The following is a 13,080-nucleotide window of genomic DNA, read 5'->3' on the forward strand; positions in this document are numbered from 1 at the left end:
TTTGGTCTCGACGTGCCGGCGGGCTTTATCGAGGCGGGACCGTCATTGGCAAGGCGCTCGCTCGAACGTCGGGGCGCGGCGCGATCCTGTCAGATAAGCGCGACCTTGCCGGTAGCGATGTCGTAGAAGCCGCCCGCGACCTTCACCCGCTTGTCGGCGACGGCCTCCGCGATGATCGGCCCGGCCTGCTCCAACCGTCGCACGGTGTGCCGGACATTCTGGGCAATGGCCTCGGCGAGGGGATCCTGCGCCCGCGCCTTCTCGGCCAGATCGACCGCAGGGCGAATCGCATCGATGAGCGCCGGTAGGTGGCCGGGCAGCACGGCCTTGGTCTTCATGACGTCGATCGTCGCCTTCACGGCCCCGCATTCGGAATGGCCGAGGACGAGGATCAGCGGCGCGCCCAGAACCGAGACGCCGTATTCGAGGCTGGCAAGGCCGTCTGTGTTGACGAAGTTGCCGGCGACGCGGACGACGAACAGATCGCCCGGTCCCTGATCGAAGATGAAATCGGGGGCGACCCGGGCGTCGGCACAGCCGACGATGCAGGCGATCGGATACTGCGCGGCGGCCCGCGCGGCGCGACCGGCCGAGAAATCCCTGTTGACGGGGGTATTGGCCGCGTAGCGGCCATTGCCGTCGAGCAGCCGCGCCAGGGCTTCCTCGGGCTTGATGGCGTTCGGCCGCGCTTCCTCAGCGGCCGCCTCAGCGCGCAGCGGCCGGGCAGAGGCGCCGGCCAGGGTGCCGACGGCGACGGCCGTCAGAAGGCTGCGCCGTGACAGGGAGGGTCGATGCAGATCGCACACGCGTGACGGTCCCCTTCGCATTTGAAGCCGGCAAGGCCCGGCGCACCGCTCGTCCCGGCGGGGCGGATTCGAGCAGACCAATCTGTATCTTCACCGGTTCTTCACCGCCGAGTCCAAACTTTGCAGGAATTACTGGACCGAAGCCCCTGCGCAGGGCATTGCGAGGCATGGGTCCGGCTTGCGCGGGGCGCGAATGTTGGACGATCATTTTCGGGCCCGGATCGCTCTGCTTCGATCCGAACGCGAGTTCCGTCCGGCTGTCGCCGGTTATTGCCGGGGCATGATCGAGCCGTCGCAGATTGTTTGGCCAACCCGAAAGCTGCTCAATCAGATTGGGCGCTACGTGGTTTCGTTCATGCTGATCCACAACGATTACGCCTGGCGTCACCATGGCGGCCCCCGCCCGACCCTGACGGCCCTCCAGGCGATGGTCGGATCGAGCCGCCGGCAAACGGCCGGCTTCGTGTCGGCGCTCAAGGCGGGGCGTTTCGTGACCGCGGTGGCGGATCGGGACGATGGGCGTGTAAAATGCCTGCAGGCTTCGCCGGCGCTGGTGATCGAGATCGGGCGGTCCGGGCGCCTGTTCGTCGCCGCCATGGATGCCGTCGCCCGGCGCGATCCGGGCCGCGCGGCCCGGCTCGATGATCCCGACAGGCTCGGGGAACTCGTCCACGGAGCGGCAGCGCATGTCCTGCGGTACGGCACGCTCATCGCGCCGTTCACGCGGGTTCTTCATTTCGCCAGCCGCGACTGCGGGTACCCGCTGCTCACCGCGCTCATCGGAGCCCACTACGCCGCGACCGTCCCCGGCGCGCCCGCGGCATTGCCGCTGAAGCTGCGCGGCCTCGCTGAGCGGTTGAACGTGTCCCGCGCCCATATCGGCAACTTGCTGGGGGAAGCGGAGGCGGCAGGATGGATCCGGATCGCCGACAGCCGCCTGACCGCACTCGATCCGACGCTTCTGACGGAGTTCGAGGATTGGGCCGCGGGGCAGATGCTGTTCTACGACGATCTCGCAGCGGCAATCCTCGCGGAGCCGAAGCCCGACCCGGCCACTCCGAGATACGCCTGTGCCTCCTGACGTGCCGGGCGCGGGTCTCGCTTGTGTTCCGGCCGCGGCGGGGATACCTACGGACGGCACCGCGCCGTGAGACCAGCCCGCGCCGGTCGCCGACAGGAGAGACGAGCCTTGGCCAGAGCCGGCTCAGCGCCCGAGATCGCCCGCGCCGCCCAGACGGCGCTGCGGTCGCGCGCGCGCCGCGTCGGGCTTGCTCTTCCGCTTCTGCTTACCCGCCCCTGAGGGCCGTCCGGGCGCGCGCCTGGGCCTTCAGGGGAGTTCTTGCATTCGCGAATCCGCCCGTGAGGGCACCACGCCGCGCCGCGCCATCTCGAGCCGGGCGGCCCGCGACAGGGTAATGCCATGACCACGACCAACACCCCCTCCGCCCGCGACCGGATCCTCATCTTCGACACGACGCTGCGCGACGGCGAGCAATGCCCCGGCGCCACCATGACCTTCGACGAGAAGCTCGCGGTGGCCGAGTTGCTCGACACGATGGGCGTCGACATCATCGAGGCTGGATTCCCCATCGCCTCGAACGGCGATTTCGAGGCGGTCTCGGAGATCGCCCGCCGGACCAAGCGCGCGACCATCGCGGGCCTCGCCCGCGCCATCCCGGCCGACATCGCCCGGGCGGGCGAGGCCGTGCGCCATGCCAAGCGCGCGCGGATCCACACCTTCGTATCGACCTCACCGATCCACCTCGCGCACCAGATGCGCAAGAGTCAGGATGAAGTGGTCGAGATCATCCTGAAGACCGTGGCCCAAGCCCGCGACCTCGTCGAGGACGTGGAATGGTCTGCGATGGACGCGACCCGCACGCCCCTCGACTATCTGTGCCGCTGCGTCGAAGCGGCGATCAAGGCCGGTGCCACGACGATCAATCTCCCCGACACGGTCGGCTACGCCACGCCGTCCGAATACCGTGACATGTTCGCGAACGTCCGCGAGCGCGTGCCGAACGCCGACAAGGCCGTGTTCTCGGTCCATTGCCACAACGACCTGGGTCTCGCGATCGCGAACTCCCTGGCGGGTATCGAAGGTGGCGCCCGGCAGGTCGAGTGCACGATCAACGGCATCGGCGAGCGGGCCGGCAATGCGGCGCTCGAGGAGATCGTGATGGCATTGCGCACCCGCGCGGACGTGTTGCCCTACGAGACCGGCGTCGAGTCGACCATGCTCACCCGCGCCTCGAAGCTCGTGAGCCACGCCACGAATTTCCCGGTCCAATTCAACAAGGCGATCGTCGGCCGCAACGCCTTCGCGCACGAGAGCGGCATCCACCAGGACGGCATGCTGAAGAATTCGGAGACCTACGAGATCATGACCCCGGCCTCGGTCGGCTTGACCAAGACCTCACTGGTGATGGGCAAGCATTCCGGCCGGGCGGCGTTTCGCTCGAAGCTGGAGGATCTCGGCCTGCACCTGTCGGACAACCAGTTCCAGGACGCGTTCGAGCGGTTCAAGGCGCTCGCCGACCGCAAGAAGCATGTCTACGACGAGGATATCGAGGCGCTGGTCGACGAGAACCTCGCCACGGCCCACGACCGGATCCGGCTGGTCTCCCTGTCGGTCATCGCAGGAACCCGCGGGCCGCAGCGCGCGACCCTGCGCATCGCCGACGAGACCGGTACGCGGATCGAGGAGGCCGACGGCAACGGACCGGTGGATGCGGTCTTCAACGCAATCTCGGCGCTGGTTCCGCATCAGGCACAGCTGGAACTCTATCAGGTCCATGCCGTGACTGGCGGCACGGATGCGCAGGCGGAGGTCTCCGTGCGCCTGCGGGACGGCGAGCGCAGCGTCACGGCTCGCGGCGCCGATCCGGACACGCTGGTCGCTTCGGCAAAGGCCTACCTCTCGGCTCTGAACAAGCTCTCGGCGCATTCCGTGCGCGTGCATGCACAGCATGCGGCGGCGGAATGAGAAAAAGCTGCGGCCGGGGGTGGACAGGCCCCGGCCGCGTTGGTATCAGCCCGCCACCCCGGACGGACTTGGTGGCCACCGGGCGGTCGCAGACGCGATCGGGCGCATAGCTCAGTTGGTAGAGCAGCTGACTCTTAATCAGCGGGTCCTAGGTTCGAACCCTAGTGCGCCCACCAAGCCTTCCCGGAACGCAGCCGAAATCTCTGGCTCCTTAACTCTCGGCCTCGCCGCGCGGATGACGCCTCGGGTTGAAGAGGTTCTCCTCTACGGATCTCGAAGCTTCGGTGCCTTCCCAATTGGGGGGCGGTGGTGGCGAGGGTCAGCAGGGCAGGGGCGAGCTGTGACGAGAATGCGGCTCCGCGCGCTGCATCGGCCCTGCCGCAGACATCTTGGGCAGGAAGCGGCATGACGTCCACCGCTCTCGCCGTGATGATGGCCGGCGTTCTGGGCGCGTTCGGCATCGTCGTGTTCGCAGTCGATTGGGTGCCCGGCTCCGTCGTTGGCTTGCCGAACCTGCCCACCAGGCGCGTGATCGGCCTGTGGCTCTACAACGGCGCGCTCAGCATTGCCTTGGCCGCCTGGCTTGTGTGCACGTACTTCTGCACGGTCGACGGCTACGATGCCGTCCCAGCCGTGCGCGACAGCTACTGCAGGCCGGCTGTCGCCGCCAAGGCGTGATTCCGGCGGCCTCGAGGCCAGTTAAGATGCTCAGCCTGCAGGTCTGCCGCGGGCCGTATGAGCGATGAAGTGCCAGCATGCGTCGCCGATCCCGATCCGGCACTTGAGAAGCAGCGGGCCCGCGAGGTCGATCGCAACGTCCTGTCCGTTTCACGCGGTCCCGGGAGCAGGCGATAGGCCGGCGACCAGAACCGGCACTTCGGCCGCTGCCGCCCGGCGTCTGCGCGCAGCTATGTTCGCGCTGAGGCCGACGCGTGCACCGGGCCGTAGCGTGGCCCGGTCGCGACGCGGGTCGGCAACATGGCCGGTCGAGCCTCCGGCGGCGTCAATGGGCCGGCGATACCGATCCTTTGTTGGTGGCTCGGCCGTGCCTCGGCGTGTCCGGGACATGCGGCGTTCGATGTCGGGCGGTACGACGACCGTCGGTCGCGTAGCGGTCGATGGCCGAGGGCAGCTCACGCGATAGACGCGCAAGGATCTCCGAGCGGCTGAACCCGGCCTGCTGCGTGACATGATCGAGGGATATCCCCTGCTCACGCCACATTCATTCCGTGATCGGTCGGCGGAACCCGCCAAGCGTGGAAGCCGCTGCGTCGCCGCGACCGGAGCGGCGGTCAGTAGCCGCGGCGTTGCGGGGTCGCGGACCGGCCCGTCACGCGGCGCGTGATGAAGGCGATCACCCTCGTTGCCAGGAAGGCGGTGAGGATCTCGCGGATCATCGGGATCTCTTGGTTGGCGCCATGTCAGCGCGAGGAACGGGCGAGCCAGCTAAGGACGCAGGCGAGGCCGGCAAGGGCGAGCAGTGTCGTGGTGCGGTTGGCGTCGGCGTAGCGGATCGCCCTGCGGCCGTCGGTGCGCACGCGGCAGCGTGCCTCCGACGTCACGCTTCGCTCGTGACACGTCGACGGCACTTGCTATTTAACATGATGGACATCATTTATATGCGCACGGTGATCTGCGCCGGCGGAGACGGATGAACCATGACGAAGCCCAGCATCAGGACCGCGCTCATCACCGGAGCCACCTCCGGCATCGGCTTGGAATCGGCCAAAGCCCTTCGGGCCGCGGGATATCGCGTGTTCGGTACGAGCCGGAAGCCGGCGACCAGCGTTGATGGCATTGTGATGCTGGTCTGCGACGTCGCCGACGAGGCGTCCGTGGCCACCATGGTCGAAACGGTTTCCGGCGAGACCGGGCGCATCGACCTCCTCGTCAACAATGCCGGCTATGGAGTGAGCGGCGCGGCGGAGGAATCGTCAGTCGGACAGGCGCAGGCAATGTTCGACGTCAACCTGTTCGGTATCGTTCGCACGATCCGCGCGGTCCTCCCAATCATGCGCGCCCAGAAAAAGGGGCGCATCGTCAACATCAGCTCGGTGATGGGATTTGTCCCCGGCCCCTACATGGCCCTCTACGCCGCCAGCAAGCACGCGGTCGAGGGCTACTCCGAGTCGCTCGACCACGAGATCCGTGACCAGGGCATCCGTGTCGTGCTGGTCGAGCCCGCCTTCACGCGCACCGCCTTCGATCAGAATTTGGCATCGGCCGACACGCCCCTTGCGCTCTACGACAAAGTGCGGGCTGAGCGTATGGTTTTCCTCCGAGAGGCTATGAAGAGGGCGGACATGCCCGAAGTTGTCGCGAAGGCGGTCGTGGAGGCCGCAACCGCGCCGGCGCCGAAAAGGCGCTGCGCCGCGGGGCCCGTGGCGAGACAGGTCAGCCTGCTGCGCCGCTTCGTACCGGTGAGCGCCTTCGACAAGAGCTTCCGCAAGCAGATGGGCCTTCCCGCGATCTCGTGATTCTGAGGTCCGGCTTGGTCCTTGGCTCGGCGAAGTCTCGCCTGGAACGCTAACCCGTGACCGAGGTCCTCGCCGCCTGGAGCAGCTCGTTCGACAGGGCCTCGTCGTCGACCGCCCGGGCAAGGACCACCGCGCCGACCAGGGTCGACAGGTTCGCCAGGGACCGCTGCCTCCGGCGTTCCTTGGATGTCTTGGGTATCAAGTCGGCGATCAAGCCGGCGAGGCGTTGGACACCGTGGGTAAACCGCGACCGCACCGGACTGCCTGAGGGCTCGCGCGCGATATCGTTGGCGAGGGCCGCGAGCGGGCACCCCTTGCCCGGGGTCTGGACGTGCCCGACGGACAGGTAATTCGTAATCAGGTTGTCCAGTGTTCCGCGGTATTCCTCGTTGAGCGCTGCGTCGAACGCCTCGACCGCCAGGGCGTCCTTGTTGGCAAACTGCCCGTAGAAGCCGCCATGGGTAAGTCCCGCCGCAGCCATGATGTCCGCAACGCCGACGCCGTGAAGGCCGCGCTCGCGGAACAGGGAGGCCGCAACCTCGACAACACGCTGGCGGTTGAGCTTGGCTTGCTCCTGCGACACCCTCGGCATACCCAGCTCCTCCGACGCCCCCTCCAAATATACATGCTCAATATCATATATGAAGGGCTGCCCGGACATCCGGTTGCGCGACGCTGATCGGTGGGCGTGCGTTACTCGGATCGATCTGCGCCCGGGTTCGGCCCGCGTACGCTCCGACAGAGACAGCGTTCCAAAAGGTCTGACGTACCGGACCTGCGGCTTGCGTCTTGCCTCCATATCAGAGGGCCCATCAGCGGCAGACGGCAAGGACAGGGCTCAAAGTGAGATGCCCGGCACGTCTGACACGGGCCAGCTGTTTCGGTGCGGTGAAGCGGCAGCGTCCCCGATGCTCCCGCTTCAGAGATGCTCCCGCTTCAGAACGGCCTGAGGCGTCGCGTCCGTCCCTGAACACTGGATGCTGGGCGATCCCGCATTGCCAGGGTCCGTCGGAACAGCGCTCCTTCTGACGGGATGCCATCATCCGTGAGGTCCGGTGGGCCCGTTGTGGGGGGCGGATACGCGGGCCCGCCGGGTTGCCGCACGCGCCCTTGGGTGCGCCTGCGATCCGATCAGGCGCGGTCTTCCGGAGACCTCGCCCTAAACCGATGCCGGGGTCCCGCTGGCCGACGCGGCTGTGCGGGCCTTCGCGGCCTCCATGGTGACGCTGGGCCTCTGGACCCGGAACCAGAGGGCGTAGAGCGCCGGCAGGAACAGCAAGGTCAGCAACGTCCCGACCCCGACACCGCCGATCAGCACATAGGCCAGCGCCCCCCAGAACACCGAGTGGGTGAGCGGGATGAAGGCGAGCATCGCGGCGGCCGCCGTAAGGATCACGGGACGGGCCCGGCGCACCGTCGATTCGACGATGGCCTCGTAGTCCGACAGGCCCGCCGCGCGGTCGTGGTGGATCTGATCCACGAGGATCAGGGTGTTGCGCATCAGGATGCCCGACAGCGCGATCAGGCCGAGGATCGCGTTGAAGCCGAAGGGCTGGTGGAAGAGCAGCAGCATCGGGACCGCGCCCACAAGACCAAGGGGCGCCGTCGCGAACACCATGAACATCGTCGTGAACGACCGCACCTGCAGCATGATGACCGTCAGCGTCACGATCAGCATCAGCGGGAAGACCGTCACCAACGCCTTCATCGCCTTCTCACTCTCCTCGACCGAACCGGCCGTGTCGATGCGGTAGCCCGGCGGCAGCTTCGCCTTGATCGAGTCGAGGAGCGGGAAGATCTGCGCGTGGATGTCCGGCGGCTGCCGGCCGTCGAGCACGTCGCCCTGCACGCGGATGTAGGTCTCGCGGTTGTAGCGCTTGAGCACCGCATCCTCGTTGCGGCTTTCCAGATGCGCGACCTGCGCGAGCGGGACCTGCCGGCCGTCCTTGGTGGCCAGCGTCAGGTCGCCGATGTCGCCCAGCGAGCGGCGCTCGGGGCCGGGACTGCGCAGGAGCACGTCCACCGAGCGCAGGTTCTCGCGCACCTGGGTCGCGGGCGTGCCGTTGAGGTAACTCTGCAGTTGCTGGCCGGCTTCCTTCGGGGTCAGGCCGATCAGGCGCAGGCGCTCCTGGTCGAGGGCGAGATGCAGGCTTGGGGTCCTGTCGCCCCAGTCGAGGTGGACGAGGCGCATGTTCGGGTTGCCCATCATGACGTCGCGCACCTCGGCGGCGATGCCGCGGATGACGTCGAGGTCGGGTCCGACCACCCGGAAGGCGACGGGGAAGCGCACCGGCGGCCCGAACACGATCTGCAGCACCCGCACACGCGCCTCGGGGAAGCGGCCCTCGTCGACGAGCCGACGCACCTTGCCGCGCAGCACGTCGCGGGCGTGAGCGTCGGCAGTCTGCACGACGATCTGCGCAAAGGCGGGATCGGGCAGTTCCGGATCGAAGGAAAGCACGAAGCGCGGCATGCCCTGGCCGATGTAGCTCGTGATTTCCCGCGCCTCCGGCAGTTCACGCACCGCCGCCTCGACCCGCTCGACGCTGGCCTCGGTGGTGGCGAACGCGGAGCCTGTCGGCAGCGTGACCTCGACGATGAGTTCGGATCGCTCCGAGTTCGGGAAGAACTGCTTTTCGACCTTGCCCATGCCGATCACGGCCGCCGCGAACAGCGCCACGGTGACGCCAGCCGCGAACCACTTGTGATCGACGGACATCCGCACGACGCGGCGGAGGCGCTCGTAGTTCGTCGTGGCGTAGATCGCCTCGTGCCCACCCTCGACCGTCTTGATATTGGGCAGGAGCTTGACGCCGAGATAGGGCGTGAAGGTCACGGCGACGATCCAGGAGACGATCAGCGAGAAAGCCACCACCCAGAAGATGTTGCCCGCGTACTCACCCGCCGTGGAGGCGGCGAAGCCTACCGGCAGGAAGCCCGCGATGGTGACGATGGTGCCGGTGAGCATCGGCGCCGCGGTGGCGCTCCAGGCGTAGGTGGCCGCCGAAACGCGGTCGGCCCCTTCCTCCATGCGCACCACCATCATCTCGATGGCGATGATGGCGTCGTCGACGAGGAGGCCCAATGAGATGATCAGGGCGCCCAGCGTGATCCGGTCGAAGTCGCGGCCGGTGACCATCATCACCACGAAGACGGCCGACAAGGTCAGCGGCACGGCCAGCGCCACCACGATGCCGACGCGGAAGCCCAGAGCCACGAGACTGACGAAGATCACCACCGAGAGGGCAGTGAAGAACTTGACCATGAATTCGTGGATGGCGTCGTCGATGACCTTCGCCTGATCGGTGATCTTGGTGAAGGTGACGCCGGTCGGAAGCTCATGGTGGATCGCGACCTCCTCGGCGTTCAGCGCCTCGCCGAGGCTGAGACCGTTGAAGCCCGGCTTCATGACGAGGCCCAGCATCAGGGCCGGCTCGCCATCATTGCGGATCGCGAAGACCTTCGGGTCCTCGTAGCCACGCTTGACCTCGGCGATGTCGCCGAGCTTCAGGCTGCGGTCGCCGGCCGCCACCGGCACGTCGCGGATCGCGTCGATTCCGTCGATGGCGCCGTCGAGGCGCAGATACACGCGCGGACCATCGGCCTCGACGAAGCCGGCGGGGGTCACGTCGTTCTGGTTGGCCAAGGCGGTCAGCAGTTGCTGGCCGGTGATGCCGAGCGTCGCCAGGCGCTGGTAGGAGACCTCGACGAAGATCTTCTGGGCCTGCTCGCCGAGGATGTTGATCTTCTCGACGCCCGGCACGCGCAGGAGCCGCTGGCGCAGGTCCTCGGCACGCAGAACAAGGTGCCGGTGCGGCAGCCCATGCGCCTGCAGCGCGTAGAGCGCGAAGTAGACGTCCGAGAATTCGTCGTTGAACAGCGGCCCCATCACGCCGCGCGGCAGGCTGGAAGCCTGGTCGGAGAGCTTCTTGCGCGCCTGATAAAACTCCGATTGGAGCTTGGCCGGCGGCATGCTGTCCTTGAAGAATACCTTCATCAGCATCAGGCCGGGGCGAACCGTGGTTTCGACCCGGTCGTAGTAGACGAGTTCCTGGAGCCGCTTCTCCAACGGGTCGGCGACCTGACGCTGCATCTCGGGGGTAGTCGCTCCGGGCCACGCGGCCGAGACGGCCATCGTCTTGACCGTGAATGTCGGGTCCTCCGCGCGCCCGAGCTTCTCGAAGGCGAAGAACCCGGCCGCGGTGACAGCGAGCAGGAGGAACAGCGTCACGGCGCGTTCGCGCACCGCCAGGGCCGAGAGGTTGAAGCCGGAGGCGTTCATCGGCCGACCCCCGTCATGCTGGCGCTGGCCTGTCGAACCTTCTGGCCGGCCTTGAGCAGGTGGGCGCCGAGCGAGACGATCCGGTCTCCTGGGTTCAGCCCCGACGCGACCTCCGCGCTCTCCTCGGACAGGCGCGCGACGGCGACGGGCTGCGCCGCGACGGTCTGGGTCTCGGCGTCGTAGCGCCAGACCGCCGAACCGCCGCCCTGGTCGAAAAGTGCTCCGAGCGGCACCAAGACCGCAGCCGTCGGCTGCGCCTGGGCAGCCTTCAGCTGGAGGGTGACGGTCGCCCCGAGGGGCGCAGTCTCGCCGCCTCCGGAGAGGATATAGCGGGCCCGATAGGTGCGGGTCATCGGGTCTGCCGTGGCCGACAGCTCCCGGAGCGTGGACGGGAAGGTCTTTTCACCCTCGGCGTAGAGGGTCGCCAACGCGATGCCCTTCGCGAGCTGCCGGCTTCCCTCGGGCAGGAACACCTCTGCCTCGCGGGCGCCGTCGCGGGCGAGCTTCACCACCGTCTGACCGGCGGCCACGACCTGGCCCGGCTCGCTCGGAACCTCCATCACGACGCCGTCGGCGTCCGCCTGAAGCTCGGCGTATCCGGCTTGGTTGGCGATCTGGCCCGCCTGTGCCTCGGCGCTGGCGAACTGGGCGATGGCGGCGTCCGCAGCGGCCTTGTTCTGGTCGTAGGTCTGCTTCGAAGTCCAGCCGTCGCCGACGAGCTTGCGGCTGCGCTCCTCGTCGGCCTTGGCCTTGATCATCTGCGCGCGGGCCGCCTCGACTGAGGCACGGGCCGCGTTGAGCGCCAGGGTGAAGTCGGTTCGGTCGAGGCGCATCAGCGGCTGGCCGCGGCGCACATGGTCGCCGGGATCGACGAGGCGCTCGAAGATCTTGCCGCCGACTCGGAAGCCGAGGTTGCTCTCGGTGCGAGCCCGGATCACGCCGGTGTAACGCGCGACGGCTCCCGTGGCGGGTGCGACCGCGACGACCTGCACCAGGGGCGACTCCGGCGTCACGGCCGTTTCGGCCGGCGAGCATGCCGCGAGCGTCAAGCCGGCGACCCCAAGCATCCATTTGGCTTTCATCGCTCGACTCCCCGAGATCATTTCGATGCCGGCTCTCAGGCTGACTCTAAAATTATGATCATCATCTATTGTGGTGCAGGCGGCCCGTCAACGGCAGTCGGGCTCAAGCCGCATCCGTGGACGGGGATGCGGTGCGCTCGGCCGCGCCTGACCACCGGGACAGCAATGCCTCCGAGAATGAAGCCGCCGAATGAGGATCGCCGGCTTCTTACGGCTGATGACGCGGAGGTGACGCCCTCGCTTTGGATCAGCGCGCCGGAACCTCTAAGCGTGCGCCCCACACATTGATCGTGCGAGATGCCGGGGCAGGTACGATGGCCTCGCTCTGAAGCGGGCGTCCGGCATTTCCGGACGCATAGGCGTGCCTGGGTGAGTGCGAAGGAGTCACGCGGACGGCGTGCTGCCGAGGTGCCGCGACATATGCCTTACCGGATTGCGCGCCAGGAACGTCGAACGTGTGGCCCCAGGCCTCGAAGGATCGACCGTCCTCAGCGGCGGCCGGGATTGCAGACGTGATGGCTACGGCCATGATGCCCAGTATGGTGCGAACGGTCATTACAGTCCTCCTCATCGATTGAGCGATCGGCCTCGCCCGTCCCTTCGGACCCGGCCTCCCAGCTCGTCGCGATAAGGTTGATATAAACGTATCTTCTCGGAATGAAGTGCGCTGGCGCACAAATGTTGATATCAACTTTTATGTTCGGCGCCACGTCGCTTTTGCCTGGCCCCTAGGCGCAGCGAGGCAATCCCTATATGGTTGGTATCAACGTTACTATAGGCCTGCCGATGGCACGACATCCCGCGCTGACCCCGACGGTGGCTGCCTCTGTCGAACAGACGTGTTTCAGCTTCGCGGCACAGAAGGCGGCGCGTGCCATCGGCCGCAAATATGATGCGGCCCTTCGCTCGACCGGTCTGTCGAACTGGCAGTTCACGTTGCTGATGATGCTCGTCCGGGATGAGCCGCCGACCGTCGGCACCCTCGCGCAGCATCTGGCCACAGATCGCACGACGATCACGGCCAACCTGAAGCCCCTGGTACGCCGCGGCCTCGTGCGCATTCAGGGCGATGCCGAGGATCGCCGGATCAGGCGGGTCATGCTCAGTGACGAGGGTCACACACTCCTCGGTGAGGCCTATCCGTTGTGGCAGCGAGCCCAGGATGCCTTGGGCCAGCAACTCGGAAAGATCGATCAGGACGCCTTTCGTGCCGCCGTGAACGCCTTGTCGGCTTGAATCTGGCCGAACCATTCCTCGACCGAGAGGGTTTTGGAGTCTCGGCGTTCAGCCATTGTGGACTTCGCTGCGATTGTCAGGCGAGACGACCATGACGTCCAAGAACAAATGGACGCTCATTGGGCCGACTTCATCGCCGCTGCGCCTTGGGCCGTTGTCTTGAACTGGAACTGAGTGTCTCGATCGGTCGAATACCGTCTGGTGGATGAAG

General features: G+C 67.0%; 9 protein-coding genes and 1 tRNA gene. 6 read left to right on the forward strand and 4 right to left on the reverse strand.

The window, feature by feature from the left end:
- Positions 1 to 89: 89 nt before the first annotated feature.
- Entirely contained in the window at positions 90 to 806 is a 717-nt protein-coding gene (locus CIW48_RS01570) for a carbonic anhydrase (RefSeq protein WP_246695085.1), read from the reverse strand.
- A 355-nt stretch (positions 807 to 1,161) separates the two neighbouring features.
- Here CIW48_RS01570 and CIW48_RS01575 point away from each other — a divergent pair, with 355 nt between their 5' ends.
- The 5 genes from CIW48_RS01575 to CIW48_RS01600 all read left to right on the forward strand — a co-directional run bounded on the left by CIW48_RS01575 (position 1,162) and on the right by CIW48_RS01600 (position 6,269).
- Positions 1,162 to 1,887 (forward strand): hypothetical protein, encoded by a 726-nt coding sequence (locus tag CIW48_RS01575; protein WP_246695086.1) that lies wholly within the window; start codon positions 1,162 to 1,164, stop codon positions 1,885 to 1,887.
- 339 nt (positions 1,888 to 2,226) lie between these two features.
- Positions 2,227 to 3,792, forward strand: coding sequence for a 2-isopropylmalate synthase (locus CIW48_RS01580; protein WP_091779008.1), 1,566 nt, complete (start codon positions 2,227 to 2,229; stop codon positions 3,790 to 3,792).
- A gap of 100 nt (positions 3,793 to 3,892) precedes the next feature.
- Positions 3,893 to 3,968 (forward strand) — tRNA-Lys (locus CIW48_RS01585).
- A gap of 229 nt (positions 3,969 to 4,197) precedes the next feature.
- A complete protein-coding gene (locus CIW48_RS01590) occupies positions 4,198 to 4,470 on the forward strand; it encodes a hypothetical protein (RefSeq protein WP_149308434.1) in 273 nt (90 codons plus the stop codon).
- A 980-nt stretch (positions 4,471 to 5,450) separates the two neighbouring features.
- Entirely contained in the window at positions 5,451 to 6,269 is an 819-nt protein-coding gene (locus CIW48_RS01600; RefSeq protein WP_149308438.1) for an oxidoreductase, read from the forward strand.
- A 49-nt stretch (positions 6,270 to 6,318) separates the two neighbouring features.
- On the opposite strand, the gene CIW48_RS01605 is transcribed toward CIW48_RS01600, so the two are convergent.
- The 3 genes from CIW48_RS01605 to CIW48_RS01615 all read right to left on the reverse strand — a co-directional run bounded on the left by CIW48_RS01605 (position 6,319) and on the right by CIW48_RS01615 (position 11,633).
- Entirely contained in the window at positions 6,319 to 6,861 is a 543-nt protein-coding gene (locus CIW48_RS01605) for a TetR/AcrR family transcriptional regulator (RefSeq protein WP_149308440.1), read from the reverse strand.
- Between the two features lie 567 nt (positions 6,862 to 7,428).
- A complete protein-coding gene (locus CIW48_RS01610) occupies positions 7,429 to 10,551 on the reverse strand; it encodes an efflux RND transporter permease subunit (RefSeq protein ID WP_149308442.1) in 3,123 nt (1,040 codons plus the stop codon).
- Positions 10,548 to 11,633 (reverse strand): efflux RND transporter periplasmic adaptor subunit, encoded by a 1,086-nt coding sequence (locus CIW48_RS01615; RefSeq protein WP_149308444.1) that lies wholly within the window; start codon positions 11,631 to 11,633, stop codon positions 10,548 to 10,550. Before CIW48_RS01615 ends, CIW48_RS01610 begins: the two co-directional genes overlap by 4 nt.
- 753 nt (positions 11,634 to 12,386) lie before the next feature.
- Between CIW48_RS01615 and CIW48_RS01625 the strand changes: the two genes are divergently transcribed.
- The gene (locus CIW48_RS01625) at positions 12,387 to 12,869 is read left to right on the forward strand and encodes a MarR family winged helix-turn-helix transcriptional regulator (RefSeq protein ID WP_246695087.1); all 483 of its coding nucleotides are present in this window, start codon (positions 12,387 to 12,389) and stop codon (positions 12,867 to 12,869) included.
- The last annotated feature ends 211 nt before the right edge of the window (positions 12,870 to 13,080 follow it).

The organism is Methylobacterium sp. P1-11, from assembly GCF_008329595.1.
Classification (GTDB): Bacteria; Pseudomonadota; Alphaproteobacteria; order Rhizobiales; family Beijerinckiaceae; genus Methylobacterium.